The 21164-nt window shown below is 66.8% G+C and carries 21 protein-coding genes; 3 read left to right on the forward strand and 18 right to left on the reverse strand.

What is annotated here, in order from left to right:
* Positions 1–62 precede the first annotated feature (62 nt).
* On the reverse strand, positions 63–548 hold the full coding sequence (locus tag LRM40_RS10885; protein ID WP_151124469.1) for a hypothetical protein: 486 nt from the start codon (positions 546–548) through the stop codon (positions 63–65).
* Positions 549–770: 222 nt separating this feature from the next.
* Between LRM40_RS10885 and istA the strand changes: the two genes are divergently transcribed.
* Positions 771–2315, forward strand: a complete 1545-nt coding sequence (istA, locus tag LRM40_RS10890) for an IS21 family transposase (RefSeq protein WP_151126052.1) — start codon at positions 771–773, stop codon at positions 2313–2315.
* Positions 2316–2351: 36 nt separating this feature from the next.
* Positions 2352–3089 carry an IS21-like element helper ATPase IstB gene (istB, locus tag LRM40_RS10895; RefSeq protein WP_151126053.1) on the forward strand — a complete coding sequence of 246 codons (738 nt, stop codon included), beginning with the start codon at positions 2352–2354 and terminating at the stop codon, positions 3087–3089.
* Positions 3090–3214: 125 nt separating this feature from the next.
* Here istB and LRM40_RS10900 read toward each other — a convergent pair whose 3' ends face one another.
* The 8 genes from LRM40_RS10900 to ppsA form a co-directional block, all read right to left on the reverse strand.
* A complete protein-coding gene (locus LRM40_RS10900) occupies positions 3215–3973 on the reverse strand; it encodes a hypothetical protein (RefSeq protein WP_151124726.1) in 759 nt (252 codons plus the stop codon).
* 202 nt (positions 3974–4175) lie between these two features.
* Positions 4176–5333 (reverse strand): PA0069 family radical SAM protein, encoded by a 1158-nt coding sequence (locus tag LRM40_RS10905; RefSeq protein ID WP_151124727.1) that lies wholly within the window; start codon positions 5331–5333, stop codon positions 4176–4178.
* A 50-nt stretch (positions 5334–5383) separates the two neighbouring features.
* Positions 5384–6799 (reverse strand): replicative DNA helicase, encoded by a 1416-nt coding sequence (gene dnaB, locus LRM40_RS10910; protein ID WP_211373015.1) that lies wholly within the window; start codon positions 6797–6799, stop codon positions 5384–5386.
* Positions 6800–6944: 145 nt separating this feature from the next.
* The gene (gene rplI, locus LRM40_RS10915; RefSeq protein ID WP_151124729.1) at positions 6945–7397 is read right to left on the reverse strand and encodes a 50S ribosomal protein L9; all 453 of its coding nucleotides are present in this window, start codon (positions 7395–7397) and stop codon (positions 6945–6947) included.
* A gap of 12 nt (positions 7398–7409) precedes the next feature.
* A complete protein-coding gene (gene rpsR, locus LRM40_RS10920; RefSeq protein ID WP_151124730.1) occupies positions 7410–7694 on the reverse strand; it encodes a 30S ribosomal protein S18 in 285 nt (94 codons plus the stop codon).
* A gap of 19 nt (positions 7695–7713) precedes the next feature.
* Positions 7714–8022, reverse strand: a complete 309-nt coding sequence (priB, locus tag LRM40_RS10925; RefSeq protein WP_151124731.1) for a primosomal replication protein N — start codon at positions 8020–8022, stop codon at positions 7714–7716.
* Between the two features lie 34 nt (positions 8023–8056).
* Positions 8057–8419, reverse strand: a complete 363-nt coding sequence (gene rpsF / locus LRM40_RS10930) for a 30S ribosomal protein S6 (RefSeq protein WP_151124732.1) — start codon at positions 8417–8419, stop codon at positions 8057–8059.
* Positions 8420–8614: 195 nt separating this feature from the next.
* Complete coding sequence (ppsA, locus tag LRM40_RS10935) at positions 8615–11014, reverse strand: phosphoenolpyruvate synthase (RefSeq protein ID WP_151124733.1); 2400 nt, start codon at positions 11012–11014, stop codon at positions 8615–8617.
* A gap of 227 nt (positions 11015–11241) precedes the next feature.
* Between ppsA and ppsR the strand changes: the two genes are divergently transcribed.
* Positions 11242–12063 carry a posphoenolpyruvate synthetase regulatory kinase/phosphorylase PpsR gene (ppsR, locus tag LRM40_RS10940; RefSeq protein WP_151124734.1) on the forward strand — a complete coding sequence of 274 codons (822 nt, stop codon included), beginning with the start codon at positions 11242–11244 and terminating at the stop codon, positions 12061–12063.
* A gap of 2 nt (positions 12064–12065) precedes the next feature.
* Here the strand turns inward: ppsR and LRM40_RS10945 are convergent, their stop codons facing one another.
* From LRM40_RS10945 to rseP, 9 genes are read right to left on the reverse strand one after another with little or no spacing between them, the layout of a single operon-like run.
* On the reverse strand, positions 12066–12878 hold the full coding sequence (locus LRM40_RS10945; protein ID WP_151124735.1) for a TrmH family RNA methyltransferase: 813 nt from the start codon (positions 12876–12878) through the stop codon (positions 12066–12068).
* Positions 12875–13501, reverse strand: coding sequence for a ribonuclease HII (rnhB, locus tag LRM40_RS10950; protein WP_151124736.1), 627 nt, complete (start codon positions 13499–13501; stop codon positions 12875–12877). Before rnhB ends, LRM40_RS10945 begins: the two co-directional genes overlap by 4 nt.
* Positions 13473–14591, reverse strand: a complete 1119-nt coding sequence (gene lpxB / locus LRM40_RS10955; RefSeq protein ID WP_151124765.1) for a lipid-A-disaccharide synthase — start codon at positions 14589–14591, stop codon at positions 13473–13475. Before lpxB ends, rnhB begins: the two co-directional genes overlap by 29 nt.
* Positions 14592–14634: 43 nt before the next feature.
* Positions 14635–15435, reverse strand: coding sequence for an acyl-ACP--UDP-N-acetylglucosamine O-acyltransferase (gene lpxA / locus LRM40_RS10960; protein ID WP_151124737.1), 801 nt, complete (start codon positions 15433–15435; stop codon positions 14635–14637).
* 16 nt (positions 15436–15451) lie between these two features.
* Positions 15452–15901: a 3-hydroxyacyl-ACP dehydratase FabZ gene (gene fabZ, locus LRM40_RS10965; protein ID WP_026096745.1), complete on the reverse strand. Its 450-nt coding sequence runs from the start codon at positions 15899–15901 to the stop codon at positions 15452–15454.
* The gene (gene lpxD, locus LRM40_RS10970) at positions 15898–16950 is read right to left on the reverse strand and encodes a UDP-3-O-(3-hydroxymyristoyl)glucosamine N-acyltransferase (RefSeq protein WP_151124738.1); all 1053 of its coding nucleotides are present in this window, start codon (positions 16948–16950) and stop codon (positions 15898–15900) included. The genes fabZ and lpxD overlap by 4 nt, the downstream gene beginning before the upstream one ends.
* Before the next feature lie 16 nt (positions 16951–16966).
* Positions 16967–17473: an OmpH/Skp family outer membrane protein gene (locus LRM40_RS10975; RefSeq protein ID WP_151124739.1), complete on the reverse strand. Its 507-nt coding sequence runs from the start codon at positions 17471–17473 to the stop codon at positions 16967–16969.
* A complete protein-coding gene (gene bamA / locus LRM40_RS10980) occupies positions 17473–19782 on the reverse strand; it encodes an outer membrane protein assembly factor BamA (protein WP_151124740.1) in 2310 nt (769 codons plus the stop codon). The genes LRM40_RS10975 and bamA overlap by 1 nt, the downstream gene beginning before the upstream one ends.
* Positions 19783–19796: 14 nt before the next feature.
* The gene (gene rseP, locus LRM40_RS10985) at positions 19797–21164 is read right to left on the reverse strand and encodes an RIP metalloprotease RseP (RefSeq protein WP_151124741.1); all 1368 of its coding nucleotides are present in this window, start codon (positions 21162–21164) and stop codon (positions 19797–19799) included.

Below are 21164 nucleotides of genomic sequence, written 5' to 3' on the forward strand. Positions count from 1 at the left end.
GCGCACCGCCCGGAGCGCCCCAGAAGCAAGAAGGGACACCATGAGGTGTCCCTTTTTTGCTTTCAGCGCCGCTGCAGCGAGGCCACCGGCGGCCCCAGCTGCGTGTCCACCCGCCACACGCCCTCCCCGATGAAAGGCCGTGTGTCCGTCTGTGGCTTGTATCGGTTGTAGTAGATGAAAGGCCCCTGGGCCGTGATGAAGTACTCCGGATCCATGCGCACGCGGTCCGGTGCGTTGGCCGGCGTCAGATCCACCAAGCCAGCGTTCTCCGGCAGGATGCCCACCATGCCGATGCGGCTGGGCTGGGTCATGTCCGAGGAGTCGTTGGTCGGGTTCATCTGGAAGAAGATGTACGACCTGCCGTTGTGGATGAAGTACTCCGGCGACCACACATAGGGGGTGGCAGCGGGCATGTCCACCGTGCCGATCACCGCCCAGCTGCCGGGACCGTCTCCGCTGCCGACCTGCCGATACACCACCAGCTGCCGACCGTCACGCACGGTGAAGAACACGAAGTCACCGCCATATTCGGGTGCTCGCCACATCATGGCGCCCTGGTTGTTGGCCGCCTCGTTGGTGATCTGCGTGCGTATTCCACGCGATGGCGGACACGATTCCACGCTGATGGCGGACAGTGTTCCACCATGATGGCGGACAGTGTTCCACGCTGAAGGCGGACAGCATTCCAAACTGATGGCGGACACCTGCGGGGTGTTCTGAGTGACCCGAACGCGGCATACGCTGCCCGGTTTTTTTGACCGGAGCCAGCGATGCCCACACCCAGGGTCACCATGAGCAAACTACGACACACACTGCAACTGCTGCACCGCGGGGCCTTGAGCACCCGTCAAATCGGTGCCGCCCTCGGCATCTCCAAATCCACTGTCAGCGAGATAGCCAGCTACGCGCGCGTGGCCGGCGTGGACTGGGCTACGGCCCAGAGCCTGAACGACGACGAACTCCAGGCCCGGCTTTACAAGCCACCCGTGGCGCGCGAGTCCCGGCACCTCGAACCCGACCACGCCCACATCCACCGCGAACTGCGCCGACCTGGCGTGACGCTGCAGCTGCTGTGGGAGGAATACCAGCAACAGCACAGCGGTCAGGCGTACAAGTACAGCGCCTTCTGCGAGAAGTACAAGGCTTGGGCCCGGCGCCTGCAGCGCTCCATGCGCCAGACCCACTCGGGCGGTGACAAGCTCTTCGTGGACTACGCCGGCCAGACCGTGCCCGTCGTGGACGCCAGCACCGGCGAGATACGCCCGGCCCAGGTCTTCGTGGCAGTGCTGGGCGCATCGAACTACACCTACGCCTGCGCCACTGCCAGCCAGAAGGCCGCTGACTGGGTGGCCAGCATCATTGCCACGCTGGAGTTCATCGGCGGCGTGCCCCGCCTGCTGGTGCCCGACCAGCCGCGCGCCCTCATGGCCCGCCCCGACCGCTACGAGCCCACCGCGCACCGCCTGCTCGAAGAACTCTGTGCGCACTACAGCCTGGCCGTGATGCCCGCGCGCCCGGCCAAGCCACGCGACAAACCCAAGGTGGAGGTCGCCGTGCAGGTGGTCGAGCGCTGGATTCTGGCCCGGCTGCGCCACCAGACCTTCTTCAGCCTGGCCGAGCTCAACCGGGCGATTGCCGCCTTGCTGGTGGACTTGAACCAGCGCGCGTTCAAGAAGCTGCCGGGCAACCGCGCCAGTGCCTTCGCCGAGCTTGACCGGCCGGCCCTGCGCCCCCTGCCGGCGGTGCGCATGCCCATCGCGCGCTTCAAACCCGCCCGCGTCAACATCGATTACCACGTCGAGCTCGATGGCCACTACTACTCGGTGCCCCACGCCCTGGTGGGCGAGCCGGTGGAGTTGCGCATCACGGCCGGCACGGTCGAAGTCCTGCATGGCGGCAAACGGGTGGCCGCCCACGCCCTCAATCCCCGCCGGGGTGCACACACCACCACACCTGAGCACATGCCGGCCTCGCACCGGGCGCACCTGCAGTGGACGCCGGCCAAGCTCATCGCCTGGGGCGAGCGCGTGGGTGCGGCCACCGCCGCCGTGGTGCGCTGGCAGATGGAGCACCGCCAGCATCCCGAGCAGGGTTACCGCTCCTGTCTGGGCCTCATGCGCCTGGGCCGTGAGTACGGGGCTGACCGGCTGGAGGCCGCCTGTGCGCGGGCGCAGTCGATTCGCTCACCGTCCTACAAGAGCATCGCCTCCATCCTGGGCTGCGGCCTGGACCAGCGGCCGCTGGATGCGCCGATGGCCGCACAGGCGAGCCTGCCGCTGCACGAGAACGTGCGCGGGCCGGACTACTACCACTGAGCTCCAACGCGCAAGCAAACCCAACAAGGAAGAACCATGCTCAACGAACAGACCTTGAACCAACTGCGCGCCCTGCGCCTGGACGGCATGGTGGCCGCCCTCAGCGACGCGGCCACCCACATCACAGCCAGCGAACTGCCCTTTGAACAACGTCTGGCGCTGCTGGTGCAGCGCGAGGTGGACTGGCGTGACAGCAAACGCCTGGAGCGCCTGCTCAAGGCGGCCCGCCTGAAGGTCTCCAGTGCCTGCCTGGAGGACATCGACTGGCGCGCCAGCCGGGGCCTGGGCCGGGAGGTCATCACCAGCCTGGCCGGCGGCGACTGGCTGCGCCATGGCCACAACGTGCTGCTGACCGGCGCCACCGGGTGCGGCAAGACGTGGCTTGCCTGCGCACTGGGGCAGCAGGCCGCGCGTCTGGGCTTCTCGGTGCTCTACACCCGCGCGCCACGGCTGCTGCAGGAGTTGCACGTGGCCCACGGCGATGGCAGCCTGGGCAAACGGCTGGCGCAACTGGCGCGGCTGGACCTGCTCATCCTGGACGACTTCGGCATCGCGCCGATTGCCGCGCACGAGCGAAACGACCTGCTGGAGTTGCTCGACGACCGGGTGGGTGCGCGCTCGACGCTCATCACCAGCCAGTTGCCGGTGACGGCCTGGCACGCCTGGCTGGACGAGCCCACGCTGGCCGACGCCATCCTGGACCGCATCGTGCACGGCTCGCACAAGATAGCCCTCAAGGGCGAGTCGATGAGAAAGCTGGCAAAGGCCGTCTGAGCCGGCCGCGCCGACCGCCATTCCACGCTGATGGCGGACACTTCGGCTACGATTTGAGCGTCACTCAGGACACCCGCGCAACGTGTCCGCCATCGCCTGGAACGCTGTCCGCGATGGGAATGGAATCACTGTCCGCCATCAGTGGAATGCGCAATCTGCGTCAGCGCACCGGTGTCGGTGTCATAGAGGAAGACCGACCTGAAGCCACTGGCCAGCGTGTCTTGCAGACCGCGGGCCGAGAGGATGATCTTGTGCGTGCCCGGCACCCAACGCCGCGAGCCGGCGTTGTAACCCTTGACGGGCACCCGGGTCTGGGTGACCGGGGCATCCAGGACGCGCCAGAAGGTGCTGACCTTGGCCAGATCCTGGTACTGGACCAGCGGAACCGGGTCGTCCGCATCCTGAGTGGCCAATGGCGACTGCTTCTTGCCCCCTTGGTCCAGCGCCATGGGAAGCCACACGCCACCGCTCTGCGAGGCCACCGCCAGCTCGGCCGTCTGCGGATCGGCGGGTGTGGGTGGCACGGTGGGCAGGCTGTACCGGGTGTAGACCAGTTGCGAGCCCAGTTGAGACAGCGCCCACTCGGGACCGTTGCCGAAATCCGTCGCGAACGCTGCCATCGTGTCGACCAGCACCCCCTTGCCATCCGCCGGGATGAAGTCACCGGTGAGAGGATCGACGTGGCCCACCCAGAGGTTGTAGAACGCATCGGTGAAGGCCAGGCGCGAGTTGCCATCACCACCGTTGCAGGCGGGACAGTCCACCCCGTCACGCCCCCAGTCGAACTCGCTGTCGATGATGCGGGCGGATGTCACCTGCACTTCCGCCCCCGGCAACGTGGGCAGCCGCCCCGCCGCCAGCACCGCGCTGGGGGACAGGGCCATTCCCGCCAGCGCGGAGGCGATCCACCCCAGGCACCGTCGGTCGCGCCAAGTACCTGCCAGACCTGCATGTGGCTCCATCGGAAGGCCCTCCCTGTTGGGTTGATGCTGCGGTGCACACATCGTGGGGCGAGCCCTGTGGCGGGTCAATTGCCGATCGCGGCCACCCCATCCCTCCAGGGATGGATGACTCCTGCCCGAAGGCTCAGAACAGCGTCATCTGCCGTGCGCCAGCGGGTGCCTCGCCAGGCCCCTGCTCCGCCCCGCAGGAAGATGGCACCGCCTGAAAGCGACTGTCGTCCAACGGGATCCGCTGCTGCCTCAGTCCATGGCGCCGGCAAGCGGCCGCGAAGCGCTGCCGCAACAGGTCGGCCCACACGCCCTCCCCCCGCATGCGGTGGCCGAAGCGGGCATCGTTGATCTTGCCGCCCCGCATGTCCCTCAGCCGGGCCATGACTCGGCCCGCCCGCTCGGGGAAATGGCTGCCCAGCCACTGCTCGAACAGGGGAGCGACCTCCCAGGGCAGACGCAGGGGAATGCTGAACCCGGTGCAGGCGCCTGCCTGTGCCGCAGCCTCGACGATGTGCTCGATGTCGGGCTCGTTGAGGAAAGGGATCACCGGCGAGACACTCACCCCCACGGGGATGCCCGCCTGCGCGAGGGCCGACATGGCTTGAAGCCGTCTGCGTGGACTGGCCGCCCGCGGCTCCAGAATCCTTGCCAGGGCCGGATCCAAGGTGGTCACCGACAGATAGACCGCCACCAGCCCCTGCGCCGCCAGCGGCGCCAGCAGGTCGATGTCCCGCAGGATGCCCGCCGACTTGGTGATGATGGAAAAGGGGTGCCGGAACTCGGCGAGCACCTCGATCAAGGCGCGCGTGATCTGCAGTCGTCGCTCCGCGGGCTGGTAGGCGTCGGTCACGGAGCCGATGTTCAGGGCCACCGGGCGATAGCCGGGCTTGGTCAGGGCCTGCCTCAGGCGCTCGGCCGCGTTGACCTTGCCGACGATGTGGGTCTCGAAATCGAGTCCGGGCGAGAGCCCCAGATAGCTGTGCGTGGGGCGGGCATAGCAGTAGATGCAGCCATGCTCACAGCCCCGGTACGGGTTGATCGACAGATCGAACCCGACATCTGGCGAGTCGTTGCGGCTGAGGATGGAGCGGACCTGCTCCTCCACGATCACCGTGGCGGGCGCAGCCCCGCCTTCCTCGCTCCGCAGATGGTCATTCTCGAGGCCGCCCCAACCATCGTCGGCGTCCTGCCGCGCAAGGCCGTCGAAACGCGGCTGGATGCGCCACACCGTGCCCCGACCCTTCCGGGCCACTGGGGCTGCGGCAGGGGGTGAGACGCGGGTGGAAGGCATACTGTATTTTTATACAGCAAACCTCCGGGAACAAGAGGGCTAGCGCGCACTCAGTACTCGCCGTAGTTGGCTTCAGGTGCCAGGTTGTCGAACTTGGTCGACTGCTTCAGGAAGGCCAGCTTCACCGTGCCCACCGGGCCGTTACGCTGCTTGCCGATGATGATCTCGGCCACGCCCGGCTCCTTGGATTCCTTGTTGTAGTACTCGTCGCGGTAGATGAACATGATCACGTCTGCGTCCTGCTCGATGGCGCCGGATTCGCGCAGGTCGGACATCATCGGGCGCTTGTCGGTACGCGTTTCCACGCTGCGGTTGAGCTGGGACAGCGCGATCACCGGGCAGTGCAACTCCTTGGCCAGGGCCTTCAGGCTCCGGGAGATCTCCGACAGCTCCGTGGCCCGGTTCTCGCCTGACGAGGCACTGCTGCCAGTCATCAGCTGCAGGTAGTCGATGACGATCAGGCCCAGCTTGCCGCATTGGCGGGCCTGACGCCGCGCCCGGGCCCGCAGTTCCGCCGGGTTCAGGCCGGGCGTCTCGTCGATGAAGACGGCCGCCTTGGACAACCGATCCACCGCCTCGGTCAGGCGGGCCCATTCATCGTCCTTCAGCGCGCCGGTGCGCAGGTGCTGCTGGTCGATGCGGCCCAGCGAACCCACCAGACGCAAGGCCAGCTGGTTGGCGCCCATTTCCATCGAGAACACCACCACCGGCAGGCCCTCGTTGACGGCCACGTTCTCGGCAATGTTCAGCGCGAACGCCGTCTTGCCCATGGAGGGGCGGGCCGCCAGGATGATCAGGTCGCCGCCCTGCAGACCCGCGGTCATGCGGTCCATGTCGTAGAAGCCGGTACGCACCCCGGTCACTTCCTCGGCCCCGTTCTCGGCCAGCTCGGTCACCCGGTCGATCAGGTCCATGACCAGCTTGTCCATGCTGTGGAAACCGACCTTGGTCCGCTGGCCCTCCTCCGCGATCTTGAAGATCTTGGTTTCCGCCTCGTCCAGAATCTGCGAAGCCGCCTTGCCCTGCGGGTTGAAGGCCTGGGTGGCCACCTCGTCGGACACCGCGATCAGCTTGCGCAGCACGGCCCGCTCGCGCACGATCTCTGCGTAGCGGCGCATGTTGGCGGCACTGGGCACGCTCTGCGCCAGGGCGTTGAGGTAGTTCAGCCCACCGCATTCCTCGGCCTTGCCCAGGGCCTGCAACTGCTCGAAGACCGTGATCACGTCGGCCGGCTTGCTTGCGCCGATCAGGGCGCCGATGGCACCGAAGATCATGCGGTGCTCGTAGCGGTAGAAGTCACCCTCCCCCAGCACATCGGCCGCCCGGTCCCAGGCACCGTTGTCCAGCAACAGGCCGCCCAGCACGCTCTGTTCGGCCTCGTTCGAGTGCGGCGGCACCCGCAGCTTGGCCACTTCCTCGTCGCGAGGACCGGCCTGGGGATCGTGGGCATCGAAGATCGTGGGCATCGTCAAATCATACGGGGAGGCCGGCATATCCCGTTGTGCACAAGCCTGTGGATTTCGCGGGGACAGGCGGTGGATGGGCTGTGCATGCCGGCAAAAGAAAAGGGCCGGTCAAGACCGGCCCTCTCGGATGGCGCGCTGAAGCGGATTACTCGGCTTCGGCAACCACCTTCACGGTGATGTCGACCACCACATCGGTGTGGGCGGCGACGCTGACCGGGAACTCGCCCACGGCCTTCAGCGGGCCATGCGGCATGCGCACATGGGCCTTGGGGATCTCGAAACCGATCTTGCCCAGGGCTTCAGCGATGTCGTGGTTGGTGACCGAGCCGAACAGGCGGCCGTCCACGCCGGCCTTCTGGGCGACGGTGACGGTCAGGCCAGCCAGCTTCTCGCCAACGGCTTGGGCGGCAGCCAGCTTCTCAGCGGCGACCTTCTCCAGTTCGGCGCGACGGGCTTCGAATTCCTTGATCGCGACATCGGTGGCACGGCGAGCGCGCTTGGTCGGGATCAGGAAGTTGCGGGCGTAGCCGTCCTTGACCTTGACGATGTCGCCCAGGTTGCCGAGGTTGGCCACCTTTTCCAGCAGGATGATTTGCATGGTGGGCTCCTATCAGACCTTGTGTTGGTCGCTGTACGGCAGCATCGCCAGGAAGCGCGAGCGCTTGATGGCGTTGGTCAGCTGACGCTGGAAGAAGGCACGGGTGCCGGTCAGGCGCGCCGGCGTGATCTTGCCGTTCTCACCGATGAAATCGCGCAGCAGATCCACATCCTTGTAGTCAATGTGCTTGACGCCAGCGACGGTGAAGCGGCAGAACTTCTTGCGGCGGAACAGCAGCGACTGCTGGTTGCGCTTCGGACGGCGGTCCTTCGAGAAACGAGACTTGGGCGGGGGCATACGATGACCTCTGAATTGTCTATCCGGGTTGCAGGTCAGGTTCTTCCGTGGCGATGCTGGTCACATGGAACACCACCCCCTTGCCATTGCGCGAAGGTGCCAGGAAGCCGGCGAACTGGGCCGGCGTCCCCAACACCAGCGCCTGCGCTGGTCGGGTGATGTCTCCGATCGCCACCGCTCGGATCTGCAGAGAGACCTTGCGGGGCTGGCCGTTCTGGGTGACCTCTGAATCCGACTGCAAGGTCAGATCGAGGGCCGGCAGACCGGCGGGGGTGTAACGCATCGCACCGCGTTCGACCACATGGGCTGCGAGAACCAGACGGTTCATGGCAGATGACGTGGCCGGACCGAACCTGTCAGGTTCAGGCGGCGGTTTCCTGGGCTGCCTTGCGGGCTTCTTCCTTCTCGACCGACTTCATCATGACGGAGGGGGCGGTTTCGGCCTGGTCCATCTTGACGGTCAGGTGACGCAGCACGGCGTCATTGAAGCGGAAGCCGGTTTCCAGCTCGGCCAGCACTTCCTTCGAGCACTCGATGTTCAGGCACAGGTAATGCGCCTTGGCGAGCTTCTGGATCATGTAGGCCAGCTGACGACGGCCCCAGTCTTCCACACGATGGACCTTGCCACCACCCGCGGTGATCAGGCCCTTGTAACGCTCCAGCATGGCCGGAACCTGTTCGCTTTGATCCGGATGGATCAGCAGAACGATCTCATAGTGACGCATGAAAACTCCTTGTGGTTTCCTGGGCCCCTGGGTGCCCCCCGAGAAACCGGGGAAAGGGGCGGAAGCTGCCGGGGAGCGTCGATGAACCCGTGGCAGCAAGGGTGAGCCTGTGATTATGGCACAAATGAAACAGGCCGGGCAAACCCGGCCTGCAAGGCATCCCCCGGGGCCTCAGGCGCCCGGGGATCGGCATGCTCAGCCGCCCTTGGCCAGCAGGGTCCAGGTCTCCACCACCGAGTCGGGGTTCAGAGAGATCGAGACGATGCCCTCGGCCGCCAGCCACTGGGCGAAGTCGGGGTGGTCGCTGGGGCCCTGGCCGCAGATGCCGATGTACTTGCCGGTGGCGCGGCAGGCCGCGATGGCGCGCGAGATCAGGGCCTTCACCGCCGGGTCGCGCTCATCGAAGTCCTCGGCCAGCAGTTCCAGACCGGAATCGCGGTCCAGGCCAAGGGTCAGCTGGGTCAGGTCGTTCGAGCCGATGGACATGCCGTCGAAGTGCTGCAGGAACTGCTCGGCCAGGATGGCGTTGCTGGGAACCTCGCACATCATGATCACGCGCAAATCGTTCTCACCACGCTTGAGCCCCCGGTCGGCCAGCAGGCCGATGACGCGCTCGGCCTGGCGCACGGTGCGCACGAAAGGCACCATGATCTCGACATTGGTCAGGCCCATCTCGTTGCGCACGCGCTTGAGGGCCTCGCACTCCATGCCGAAGGCATCGGCGAACTCGCCGCTGATGTAGCGGGAAGCACCGCGGAAGCCCAGCATCGGGTTCTCTTCATCGGGCTCGTAGCGCGAGCCGCCGATCAGCTTCTTGTACTCGTTGGACTTGAAGTCCGACAGGCGCACGATGACCGTCTTGGGCCAGAAGGCCGCGGCGATGGTGGCGATGCCCTCGGCCAGCTTGTCCACGTAGAAGGCGCGCGGGGAGGCGTGGCCACGGGCCACCGACTCGACCGCCTTCTTCAGGTCGGCATCGACATTGGGATAGTCGAGGATGGCCTTCGGGTGGATGCCGATGTTGTTGTTGATGATGAATTCCAGGCGGGCCAGGCCGACACCGGAGTTGGGCAGCTGGGCAAAGTTGAAGGCCAGCTGGGGGTTGCCCACGTTCATCATGATCTTGACCGGGCTGTGCGGCATCTCGCCGCGGCTCACCTCGGTCACCTCGGTTTCAAGCAGACCGTCGTAGACGTAGCCGGTGTCACCCTCCGAGCAAGCCACGGTGACCAGTGCGCCGTCGGCCAGCTTCTCGGTGGCGTCACCGCAACCCACCACGGCCGGGATGCCCAGCTCACGGGCGATGATGGCCGCGTGGCAGGTGCGACCGCCGCGGTTGGTCACGATGGCGCTGGCGCGCTTCATCACCGGCTCCCAGTTCGGGTCGGTCATGTCGGTGACCAGCACGTCGCCGGGCTGCACGCGGTCCATCTCGCTGATGGAGCTGACCAGACGCACCGGGCCGGTGCCGATCTTCTGGCCGATCGCGCGGCCTTCGGCCAGCACGGTGCTGTGGCCCTTGAGCTTGTAGCGGTGCTCGACCTGGTTCTCGGCCTGGCTGCGCACGGTTTCCGGGCGGGCCTGCAGGATGTAGAGCTTGCCGTCCACACCGTCCTTGCCCCACTCGATGTCCATCGGGCGGCCGTAGTGCTTCTCGATGATCATCGCGTAGCGGGCCAGCTCGGTGACGTCGGCATCGCTCAGCGAGTAGCGGTTGCGCTGCTCCGGCGGGGTGTCCTCGGTCTTGACCAGCTTGCCGCTGGCGGCCTTCTCCTCGGGCGAAGCGAAGGTCATCTTGATCAGCTTGGAGCCCAGCGTGCGGCGGATCACCGCCAGCTTGCCGGCTTCCAGCGCGGGCTTGTGCACGTAGAACTCGTCGGGGTTCACCGCGCCCTGCACCACCGTCTCGCCCAGACCATAGCTGGAGGTGACGAAGACCACGTCCTTGAAGCCGGACTCGGTGTCAATGGTGAACATCACGCCGGCAGCGCCCAGGTCGGAACGCACCATGCGCTGCACGCCGGCCGACAGGGCCACCACGTCATGGGCGAAGCCCTTGTGCACGCGGTAGCTGATGGCGCGGTCGTTGTAGAGGGAGGCGAAGACCTCCTTCATCTTGTGCAGCACGTCGTCGATGCCATGCACGTTCAGGAAGGTCTCCTGCTGGCCGGCGAAGGAGGCGTCTGGCAGATCCTCGGCGGTGGCGGAGGAACGCACCGCCCAGGTGGCGTCCGGCGAACCGGCAGCCACGCGCTCGTACTCGACCCGCACGGCGGCCTCGAACTCGGGCGGGAACGGGGCGTCGATCACCCACTGGCGGATTTCCGCGCCGGCCTCGGCCAGCGCGCGCACGTCTTCGGTGTCCAGCGCCGCCAGACGGGCGCTGATCTTCTCGGTCAGGCCGCCGAAGGCCAGGAAGGTGCGGAAGGCATGGGCGGTGGTGGCAAAGCCACCGGGCACGCGCACGCCGGCTTCGGCCAGCTGGCTGATCATCTCGCCGAGGCTGGCGTTCTTGCCGCCGACGGTCTCGACGTCGGTCATCCTCAGATGTTCGAAGGGGACGACCAGGGCGGTGTCCAGTGCGTTGTGGGACATGAAAGCTCCTTGATGACAAAAAACCGGTGTCGCACGGGACGCGAACAGACCCTCTGGCGCACGCTCCACAGGCATCTGATCGTTGTTATGGCCTGAAAGCTGCTCCGGGAGGACCAGGCGGTTGACGGCTTTCCGTCACACTGCCTGCGCTGCCCTGGCGAAGATAGGCGAATTCTACGGACGGAATGCCTATCATTGCCTTGGACACTCGACAAAAGGTTTTCTGCATGCCCAATCGCACCGTTTTCTACGTCTCTGATGGCACCGGCATCACCGCAGAAACCTTCGGACATTCCATCCTGGCCCAGTTCTCGGCCAAGCCGCGGCATGTGCGCCGGCCCTTCATCGACTCGGTGGACAAGGCGCACAAGATCGTCACCGAAATCAACGCGGTCGCCGCCGCGGAAGGTCGGCGCCCCATCGTCTTCATCACGCTGGCGCGGCTGGACGTGCGCAGCATCCTCACCAGCGACCAATGCAAGGGCCTGGTGATGGACCTGTTCCAGGCCTTCGTCGAGCCGCTGGAGCGCGAATTCGGGCTCAAGTCCAACCACCGCGTCGGCCGCTTCTCGGACGTGGCCAAGAGCCAGGAGTACAACGACCGCATCGAGGCGATCAACTTCTCGCTGGCCCATGACGATGGGCAATCCTCCCGCAATCTGGAGGCGGCCGACGTCATCCTGGTGGGCGTGAGCCGCAGCGGCAAGACACCCACCTCGCTGTACCTGGCCATGCAGCATGGCATCAAGGCCGCCAACTACCCGCTCATCCCCGAGGACTTCGAGCGCGGCCACCTGCCCTCCTCGCTCACGCCCTACAAGCACAAATGCTTCGGCCTGACGATCGACGCGGAGCGGCTGGCCCACATCCGCAACGAGCGGCGCCCGGAGAGCAAGTACGCCTCCATCGAGAACTGCCGCTACGAGGTCAAGCAGGCCGAGATGCTGATGAAGCGCAGCGGCATCCACTGGCTCAGCTCCACCCACAAGTCGATCGAGGAGATCGCTGCGACCATCCTGCGCGACGTGCTGTCCGATCCGACCAGCTGAACTCAGCCAGCGGGCGCGCTTTGCGCCCCGGTGGCGCTGGCGAACAGGCAGATGGCCGCCGCCGCGCCCACGTTCAGGGACTCCTCGCCGCCGGGCTGGGGAATGCTCACGGTGTGGGCGCAACGTTCCATCAGCGCAGCAGACACGCCCTGCCCCTCATGGCCCAGCACCCAGGCGCAGGGCCAGGGCAAGGCGCCCTGCCCCAGCACCCGCCCGGCGTGGGAACTGGTGGCCAGCAGCGGCACGTCAAGCGCCGCCAGATCGTCTGCCGACAGGGCCTCGACCAGGCTGAGCCCGAAATGCGCGCCCATGCCGGCACGCAGCACCTTGGGCGACCACAGGGCCGCCGTGCCCTTGAGCGCCAGCACCTGACGTGCGCCGAAGGCCGCGGAACTGCGCAGGATGCTGCCCACGTTGCCGGCATCCTGCAGGCGATCCAGCACCACGGTGAACACGCCGGGCTGGATGACCGGCGCCTGCGGCAGGCTCACCAAGGCGCCCACCTGGACCGGCGACTCCAGGCTGCAGAGCCCCCGGAAGAGCTCGGCCGACACCAGGGCCGTGCGCCGCGCCTGTCCGGCCCAGGCCTGCCAGTCGGCCCGGGCCGTCCAGGCGGCATCGGTCATCACCAGGGCCTCGAGCATCCAGCCGCGGGCCAGGGCCGCGCTCACCAGGTGGTCGCCCTCCAGCCAGACCTGACCGGCCTTGCGGTAGCCCCCGGGATCGGCCAGCAGCTTGCGGATGCGCTGCAGCAGCGGGTTGTCGCGCGCGCTGATGCGCAGCGCCTCGACCGCCGGCGGAAAGGACAGACTCATGGGGATTCCTGCAAGGCGGCCCGCACCGGACCGAAGCTGCGCCGGTGCACAGGCGTGGCGCCGTGCGTGCGCAGGGCGGCCAGGTGCTCCGCGGTCGGATAGCCCTTGTGGGTGGCGAAGCCGTAGTCGGGCCAGCGGGCATGCATGTCCTCGCACAGGCGGTCGCGGTGCACCTTGGCCAGGATGGAGGCCGCGGAAATGGCCGGCACCTTGGCATCGCCCTTCACAATGGCCTCGCCCGGGACCTTGAGCACCGGCAGGCGGTTGCCATCCACCAGCACCTTGGCCGGCGGCAGGCGCAGGCCCTCCACCGCCCGTCGCATGGCCAGCATGGTGGCGTGCAGGATGTTGAGCTGGTCGATCTCCTCGACGCTGGCCTCGGCGATGCAGCAGCACAGGGCCTTGGCCCGGATCTCATCGTAGAGCTGATCGCGGCGGCGCGCGCTGAGCTGCTTGGAGTCCCGCAGGCCGGCGATGGGATGGAGATCGTCGAGGATCACGGCCGCGGCCACCACCGGCCCGGCCAGCGGCCCGCGGCCCGCTTCGTCGACACCGGCCACCAGACCGGTGACATCGAAGTGCAGGCTCATCTGCTCAGGCACCGAGGACTTGCGCGATCGCATCGCTGGCCTTGCGCGCCGTGTCCTGGCGCAGCATGTGATGAAGGTCGGTGAAGCGGGCCTGCAGTCGCTCGCGGCGCGGCGCATCGTCCAGCCAGGCCAGGCCTTCGCGGGCCAGGGCTTCGGGCGTGGCGGCATGCTGCAGCAGCTCCGGCACCGCGAAGTCGCGCAGCAGGATGTTGGGCAGGCCCACCCAGGGCAGGTAGGCCATGTGCCGCATGTACTGCCAGTTCAGCCAGTGCATGCGGTAGGTGATGACCATGGGGCGTTTGAAAAGCGCGGCCTCCAGCGTGGCCGTGCCGCTGGCGATCAGCGTCAGGTCGCAGGCGGCCAGCGCCTCGTGGGACCGCCCGGCCAGGCACTGCAGGTCCAGGCCCGGGGCATGCTGGGCCACCAGGGCCTGCACCTCGGCCTCCAGCCCCGGCACGACGGGCAGGACGAAACGCAGACCGGGCCGCTGCCGGGCCATGCGCACAGCCGCCTCCAGCAGCACCGGCCCGATGTAGCGCAGTTCGCTGCGCCGGCTGCCCGGCAGCAGGGCCACCACGGTGTCCGAATCCGCCAGGCCCAGCGCCGCGCGGGCCTCGGCCTGCGGCACCTCCAGCGGAATGCGATCGGCCATGGGGTGGCCGACGAAGGTCGCCGCCACGCCGTGCTCGGCCAGCAAAGCCGGTTCGAAGGGGAACAGGCACAGAACGTGGTCCGCCGCCGCGGCCAGCTTCTTCACCCGCCCGCCCCGCCAGGCCCAGATGGACGGGCAGACGAAATGCACGGTGCGAATGCCCTGAGCCTTGAGCGGCTGCTCCAGCCCAAAGTTGAAGTCGGGCGCATCCACCCCGATGAACACGTCCGGGCGCTGGACCAGCAGGCGGTCGCGCAACTGGTTGCGGATGCCCACCAGCTCGCGGTAATGACGCAGGGCATCCACATAGCCGAAGACCGAGAGCTTGTGGCTGGGCCACCAGGCGTCGAAGCCCTCAGCCTGCATGCGGGGGCCGCCGATGCCTGCCGCGCTCAGGGCCGGCCAGCGGGCCTTCAGACCACTGAGCAGCAGGCTGGCCAGCAGATCACCCGAGGCCTCGCCGGCCACCATGCCCAGGCGCGGCGCCTGCAGAGGGGCGATGGGATGACTCACCTCAGCGCACGATGCCGCGCTCGGCGGCCGCCAGGAAGGACAGCATGCTGTCGATGTCGCCATCGGCCTCGGGCTGCGTGCCCTTGAGTTCTCCGATGGCCTGCTGGGCCTGGGCCAGGGTCAGGCCGCTGCGGTAGAGCAGCTTGTACATCTGCTTGATCACGGCCTGGCGCTCTGCCGAGAAGCCGCGCCGGCGCAGGCCGGTGAGGTTCACGGCGCGCGCCGCCAGCGGGTTGCCATCCACGGTCACGAAAGGGGGCACGTCCTGGGCCACATGGCCCTGGAAGCCGATCATCGCGTGCGCGCCGATCTTGACGAACTGGTGCACGCCGCTGAGGCCCCCGATGGTGGCCCAGTCCCCGACATGCACATGCCCCGCCAGCGTGGCGTTGTTGGCCAGCACGCAGTGATTGCCCAGTTGCACATCGTGTGCGATGTGCACGTAGGCCATGATCCAGTTGTCATGACCGACCGAGGTGACCCCCCGTTCCTTGTGGGTGCCGGTGTTGAAGGTGCAGAACTCGCGCACCGTGTTGCGATCGCCGATGACCAGCTCGGTCACTTCGCCACGGTGGTTGGCGTCCTGCCAGATGTCCTGGGACGGCGCGCCGATCGAGCTGAATTGGTAGAAGCGGTTGTCCCGCCCGATCGTGGTTCGACCTTCGATGACACAGTGCGGCCCCACGGTGGTGCCCGCGCCGATGCGGACCTGCGGACCGATCACGGCGTAGGGCCCCACGGTCACGGTGCTGTCCAGCTCGGCGGCCGGGTCCACCAGGGCTGTGGCGTGGATGCTGGCCATGGCCACCCTCTCCCGCTCAGGTGATGTTGCGCACGGCGCACATCAGCGATGCCTCGGCCGCCAGCTCCTCGCCCACCAGGGCACGGGCGCTGTACTTGTAGATGCCGGCCTTGGCGCGCTCGATGGTCGCCTCCAGGATCAGCTGGTCGCCCGGTTCCACCGGACGCTTGAAGCGCGCACCATCGATGCCCGCGAAATACACCACGGTGTCTTCGCCGGGATACTGGTCCACCGACGCGAAGGACAGCAGCGCCGCCGCCTGCGCCATGGCCTCCAGGATCAGCACGCCCGGCATGACCGGACGGTGCGGGAAATGGCCGGTGAAGAAGGGCTCGTTGATCGTGACGTTCTTGATGGCCCGCACCCGCACGTTCTTTTCCAGCTCCAGCACGCGGTCGACCAGCAGGAACGGATAGCGGTGAGGCAGGCGCTTGAGGATGTCGTGGATGTCCATTGTGCTTGTCATGGTGTGAGCTTCTTCTCAAGTGCGCGCACGCGGCTGCGCAGGGTGTGCAACTGGCGCAGCGTGGCCGCGTTCTTTTCCCAGTTGCTGTTTTCATCGATGGGGAAAAAGCCGGTGTAGTGCCCCGGCTTGGTCAGGGACGCCATCACCAGGCTGCCCGCGGTGACATGCACATCGTCAACGATCTGCAGGTGACCGCTGATCATGGCGGCCCCGCCGAAGGTGCAACGGGCCCCGATGCGCGCGCTGCCGGCCACGCCCACGCAGCCGGCCATCGCCGTGTGGTCGCCGATCTGCACGTTGTGGGCGATCTGGATCAGGTTGTCGAGCTTGACGCCGTTGCCCAGCACGGTGTCGTCCAGGGCGCCGCGGTCCACGCAGGTGCAGGCGCCGATGTCCACATCGTCACCGATGCGGACCACGCCGAGTTGCTCGATCTTCTGCCACCCCTGCGGCGACGGTGCAAAGCCGAAACCATCGGAACCGACGACGGCGCCGCTTTGCAGCTTGCCCCGCTGACCGATGACACAGCCGTCCCCGAACACCGCACGCGGCGCCAGCATCGTGAAGGCGCCGATCCGGGCGTGGGCGCCGACCAGGCACTGCGCGCCGATCACCACCCCTTCGCCGATCACCGCCCCGTCGCCGATGCAGGCCAGCGGCCCGACCGACGCGCTGGGGTGGATCTGGACGCCCTCACCCAGCACCGCGGAAGCATGGACACCCGCCGCAGGCGCTGGACGCACCCGCTTGGCCCACCAACCGGTGAGACGTGCGTGGTAGAGGTAGGGATCGGGGGTGACGATCACCGCCCCGCGCGCTGCAGCCTCGTCACGCCATTCCGGGCGCACGATCACACAGGCGGCTTCAGTGGTCTGCAGCAAGGGCTTCAGCTTGGCCTGGGCCAGGAAGCTGATGCTGTGATCGTCGGCGGCCTCCAGGGAAGCCAGACGGGTGATGGTGCGATCACCATCACCGATGAGTTCGCCGCCCAGATCCTGAACGATGTCAGCCAGACGGACCGGAGCGGCCACGCCCGGCAGAGAGTTCATGGAAGGACGGCCTTTCTCACTTGCCGGCGTTCAGCGCGTCGATCACCTTCTTGGTGATGTCGACACGGGGGCCGGCGAACACGACTTCCTGCAGGATCAGGTCGTACTTGTCCTGCTCGAAGATCTGCTTGATGACCTTGCTGGCACGTTCGGTCACTGCGGCGAGTTCTTCGTTCTTGCGCTGGTTGAGGTCTTCCATCAGCTCGCGGCGCTTGCGCTCGAAGTCGCGCTGCTGCTCGGCCAAGTCACGCTGGCGGCGGGTGCGCTCGGCTTCGGAGAGGGTCGGACCTTCCTTGTCGAGTTTGTCCATGTCGACACGCAGCTTGGTGCCGGTGTCGTTGAGCTCGCCCTCACGCTTCTTGAACTCAGCCTCCAGCCGGGCCTGGGCCGCCTTGGCGGGCGCCGCCTCGCGCAGCACGCGCTCGGCGTTCACATAGCCAATCTTGAGTTCCTGTGCCGAGGCGCCCAGGGCCAGGGACAGGGCCGCGCAGGCCAGCACGGATTTCACGAGCGAAGTCATCATCAGAAAGAAGTTCCGATCTGAAACTGGAAGCGTTGGATTTTATCGCTGCTGAAGGCACGCAAGGGCACACCGTAGCTCATCTTGAGCGGCCCCACCGGCGAGATCCAGCTCAGGCCGAAGCCGGCCGAAGCCCGCAGGTCGTCCAGATGCACCTGCTGGGTGGTGCCCCACACGTTACCGGTGTCGGCGAAGGCGAAGATGCGCAGGCTCTTGTCATTGCCGGTGCCGGGCACCGGGAAGTACAGCTCGGCGTTGGCGTTGAACTTCTTGTTGCCGCCGATATAGGCGCCGGTCACGTCGGTCGTGCCAAAGGAGTTTTGCTCGAACACCCGCACCGAGCCCAGGCCGCCACCGTAATAGTTCTTGAAGATCGGGTAGGAGCGACCGTCCAGCCCCGTGCCCACCCCCAGTTCGGCGTTCAGGCCCAGGGTGAGCTTGGGGAAGTAAGGCACCGCCAGGTACTGCTGGATCTGCCCGTTCATGCGCGCATAGCGCACATCCCCGACCAGACTGAAGTCGATGTTGAGGCGTTGGTAGCGGCCGCGGGTGGGCGCCATCGGGTTGTCGCGCTCCTCACGCGCCCAGCCGATGGTGAAGGGCATGTCCCAGCTGTGGGTGCCAAACTCGTCCGCGAACTTGGTGTAGCTCAGTGGCAGACCTTTGGAGGTGCCGATGATGGTGGCCTCGGCCCCCACGCCGAAGAACACCGTGTCGAACTCGCTGAACGGCACGCCGAAGCGGATGGACATGCCTGGCGTGGCCAGGTCATAGGAACTGCCGCGGCTGTTGTAGGGCTTGGACTGGCGGTAGTAGACGTCGATCGCGCGGGACACGCCGTCGTCGGTGAAGTAAGGGTCCACCGTGGAAACCGCCAGCGAGCGGCTGGACTTGGCGGTGTTCACGCCGAAGGACAGCGAATTGCCCGAGCCGAAGATGTTCTCCTTGCTGATCGACGCCGACAGCGACAGTCGATCCGCACTGGAATAGCCCGCAGACAGGTTCAGGCTGCCGGTGGGCTTTTCCTTCACGTTCAGGGTCAGGTCCACCTGGTCGGGGGCACCTGGCACCTCGTTGGTGTCCACCGTGACTTCGTCGAAGTAGCCCAGCCGTTCCACCCGGTCGCGCGAGAGCTTGATCTTGTTGCCGTCGTACCAGGCCGACTCGAACTGGCGGAACTCCCGGCGGATGACTTCGTCACGGGTGATGGTGTTGCCCGCGAGGTTGATGCGGCGCACGTTGACGCGCACCCCGGGATTGGCCCGCAGCACCACCACCACCTGACCGGTCTGGCGGTCGATCTGGGGTTGCGACTCCACCTTGGCGAAGGCATAGCCGTAGGAGGCATACAGATCGGTGAAGCGGCGCACCGTCCCCGACACGTCGTCGCCCCGGTACGGCTCACCCGGCTGAATCGAGACCCGCGCCTTGAACTCGTCTTCCTTGCCCAGGTAGTTGCCTTCCAGGCGCACACCGGTCACGGTATAGGGCAGGCCCTCGTCCACGACGATGCTGATGTCGATGTGCTGCTTGTCGGGCGAGATGGTGACCTGGGTGGACTTGACCTGGAACTCCAGGTAGCCACGGTTCAGGTAGTAGGAGCGGATCTTCTCGAGATCGGCGTTCAGCTTGGTCCGCGCGTAGCGGTCGGTCTTGGTGTACCAGGTCAACCAGCCGGTGGTGGTCAGATCCATCAGGTCCAGCAGCGTGGATTCACCGAAGGCCTGGGCCCCCTGGATGTGGATGCTGCGGATCTTGGCGACATTGCCTTCGACCACGTTGAAGGTCACGTCCACCCGGTTGCGCGACACCGGCGTGGCCGTGGTCACGACTTCCGCGCCGTAGTAGCTGCGGGACAAGTACTGACGCTTGATTTCCTGCTCGGCACGGTCGATCACGGCCTTGTCATAGGGCTGGCCATCGCTGATGCCGTTGTCCTTCAGGGCCTTGGCCAGGGTGTCCTTGTCGAACTCCTTGAGACCACTGAAGTTCACCGAGGCGATGAAGGCACGCTCCTGCACCACCACCACCACCACGCGGCCTTCGAGCTCGATGCGCACGTCCTTGAACAGGCCAGTGGCGAACAGCGCACGCAGGGCCGCGGCGGCCTTGTCGTCGGTGTAGCTGTCTCCCACGCGGAACGGCAGGGCGGCGAACACGCTGCCGGGGTCGCTGCGTTGCAGACCTTCGACGCGGATGTCCGCGATGTCGAAAGGCTCTACCGCGTGCACCAGGGGCGCATGGGCGACGGTCAGCAAGGCCACACAGGCAGGAACCGGCCGCAGCCAGCGCTCAAGGGGGGATGATCGCATCGGAAAGAGTGTCACTACAGGCCCAGCAACCGGGCCACATCGTTGGATAGGGCAATGGACATCATCAGCAGCAGCACGATGGCTCCACCGCGCTGCAGCCATGCCTGCCAATGGTCCGGGACCGGGTGGCCGGTCACCCCCTCGAAAACGTAATATATCAGGTGGCCACCGTCGAGCATGGGCAGCGGCAGCAGGTTCAGAACACCCAGGCTCACACTGATCATCGCGAGGAAAACCAGGTAGGGAACCAAGCCCATCTGGATCGATTGACCAGCATAGTCGGCGATCGTCAGCGGGCCACTGAGCTGCTTGAGCGAAGCCTGACCGACCACCATGCGCCCGAGCATGCGCAGGCTGGTCCAGGCAGTGTCCCAGGTCTGTGCAAAGGCTTGCTGCAAGCCTTCCACCGGCCCCAGTCGCACCATCACCGTCGCAGGCGCGCGGCCCACATAGGCGTCGATGCGGCCCAAGGTGACACCGGCCTCACGGTCCTCGACACGCCGGGGGGTGACGGCGATGGACAGACGCTGCCCCTGCCGCTCCACCAGCCACTGCATGCTGCCGGGCGCATGGGCGCCGGCCGCGCGGATCATCTCGCGCAGCGACTGTGCATCCGCCACCGGCCGGCCGTCCACGGTGAGCACCCGATCTCCCTCGTGCAGGCCCGCCCGCTCGGCAGGCCCCCCCGCTTCCAGACGGCCCAGCACCGGTTCGCTGAACGCATTGCCGATGCCGATGCGCCGAATCAAGGGACCGTCCAGTTCCGCACCACCCAGCTGGCCGACCGGCAGCACCACCACCCGCCGGTGGCCCCCCTGCGCATCTTCCACCGCCAGTTGGACGGACTGCCGATCCAGCACCGCCTGGGCCAGGGCGCGCCGCACATCGTTGATCGAACGAGCGGTCTGCCAGTCGTCCTCGCCGACGCTGACGGCTTGCACGCGATCACCTGCTTGAAGGCCCGCACCCTCGGCCAGGCTTCCCGCGGTCGGCGCCGCCAGGACCGGTTCAGCTTCCAGGTTGCCGATCCAGCCGGCGCCGGCGTACAGCAGCACCGCCAGCAGCAGGTTGGCCAGCGGCCCGGCGGCCACGATGGCCACGCGACGGCGCAGGGGTTGCTGGTCGAAGGCCTGCGACGCCTGATCGGCAGGCACCTCCCCTTCCCGGCTGTCCAGCATGCGGACGTAGCCGCCCAGGGGGATCATGGCCAGAGTGAATTCGACGCCATCGCGCGAGACACGTCGCCACAGCACCCGACCGAAGCCCACGGAGAAGCGCAGGACCTTGACGCCACACCAGCGAGCCACCTTGTAGTGGCCGAACTCATGCACGACGATGAGCACCCCCAAGGTCAGCACAAAGGCCAGCGGCGTGATCGGCAT

Source organism: Ideonella dechloratans (assembly GCF_021049305.1).
Classification (GTDB): domain Bacteria; phylum Pseudomonadota; class Gammaproteobacteria; order Burkholderiales; family Burkholderiaceae_C; genus Ideonella; species Ideonella dechloratans.

Bases quoted from the DNA above. Each gene is read 5' to 3' on its own strand.
- LRM40_RS10885 (WP_151124469.1), bottom strand. From the start codon at position 548: ATGATGTGGCGAGCACCCGAATATGGCGGTGACTTCGTGTTCTTCACC.
- istA (WP_151126052.1), top strand. From the start codon at position 771: ATGCCCACACCCAGGGTCACCATGAGCAAACTACGACACACACTGCAA.
- istB (WP_151126053.1), top strand. From the start codon at position 2,352: ATGCTCAACGAACAGACCTTGAACCAACTGCGCGCCCTGCGCCTGGAC.
- LRM40_RS10900 (WP_151124726.1), bottom strand. From the start codon at position 3,973: ATGGCCCTGTCCCCCAGCGCGGTGCTGGCGGCGGGGCGGCTGCCCACG.
- LRM40_RS10905 (WP_151124727.1), bottom strand. From the start codon at position 5,333: ATGCCTTCCACCCGCGTCTCACCCCCTGCCGCAGCCCCAGTGGCCCGG.
- dnaB (WP_211373015.1), bottom strand. From the start codon at position 6,799: ATGCCCACGATCTTCGATGCCCACGATCCCCAGGCCGGTCCTCGCGAC.
- rplI (WP_151124729.1), bottom strand. From the start codon at position 7,397: ATGCAAATCATCCTGCTGGAAAAGGTGGCCAACCTCGGCAACCTGGGC.
- rpsR (WP_151124730.1), bottom strand. From the start codon at position 7,694: ATGCCCCCGCCCAAGTCTCGTTTCTCGAAGGACCGCCGTCCGAAGCGC.
- priB (WP_151124731.1), bottom strand. From the start codon at position 8,022: ATGAACCGTCTGGTTCTCGCAGCCCATGTGGTCGAACGCGGTGCGATG.
- rpsF (WP_151124732.1), bottom strand. From the start codon at position 8,419: ATGCGTCACTATGAGATCGTTCTGCTGATCCATCCGGATCAAAGCGAA.
- ppsA (WP_151124733.1), bottom strand. From the start codon at position 11,014: ATGTCCCACAACGCACTGGACACCGCCCTGGTCGTCCCCTTCGAACAT.
- ppsR (WP_151124734.1), top strand. From the start codon at position 11,242: ATGCCCAATCGCACCGTTTTCTACGTCTCTGATGGCACCGGCATCACC.
- LRM40_RS10945 (WP_151124735.1), bottom strand. From the start codon at position 12,878: ATGAGTCTGTCCTTTCCGCCGGCGGTCGAGGCGCTGCGCATCAGCGCG.
- rnhB (WP_151124736.1), bottom strand. From the start codon at position 13,501: ATGCGATCGCGCAAGTCCTCGGTGCCTGAGCAGATGAGCCTGCACTTC.
- lpxB (WP_151124765.1), bottom strand. From the start codon at position 14,591: ATGGTGGCCGGCGAGGCCTCGGGTGATCTGCTGGCCAGCCTGCTGCTC.
- lpxA (WP_151124737.1), bottom strand. From the start codon at position 15,435: ATGGCCAGCATCCACGCCACAGCCCTGGTGGACCCGGCCGCCGAGCTG.
- fabZ (WP_026096745.1), bottom strand. From the start codon at position 15,901: ATGACAAGCACAATGGACATCCACGACATCCTCAAGCGCCTGCCTCAC.
- lpxD (WP_151124738.1), bottom strand. From the start codon at position 16,950: ATGAACTCTCTGCCGGGCGTGGCCGCTCCGGTCCGTCTGGCTGACATC.
- LRM40_RS10975 (WP_151124739.1), bottom strand. From the start codon at position 17,473: ATGATGACTTCGCTCGTGAAATCCGTGCTGGCCTGCGCGGCCCTGTCC.
- bamA (WP_151124740.1), bottom strand. From the start codon at position 19,782: ATGCGATCATCCCCCCTTGAGCGCTGGCTGCGGCCGGTTCCTGCCTGT.
- rseP (WP_151124741.1), bottom strand. From the start codon at position 21,164: ATGCCGATCACGCCGCTGGCCTTTGTGCTGACCTTGGGGGTGCTCATC.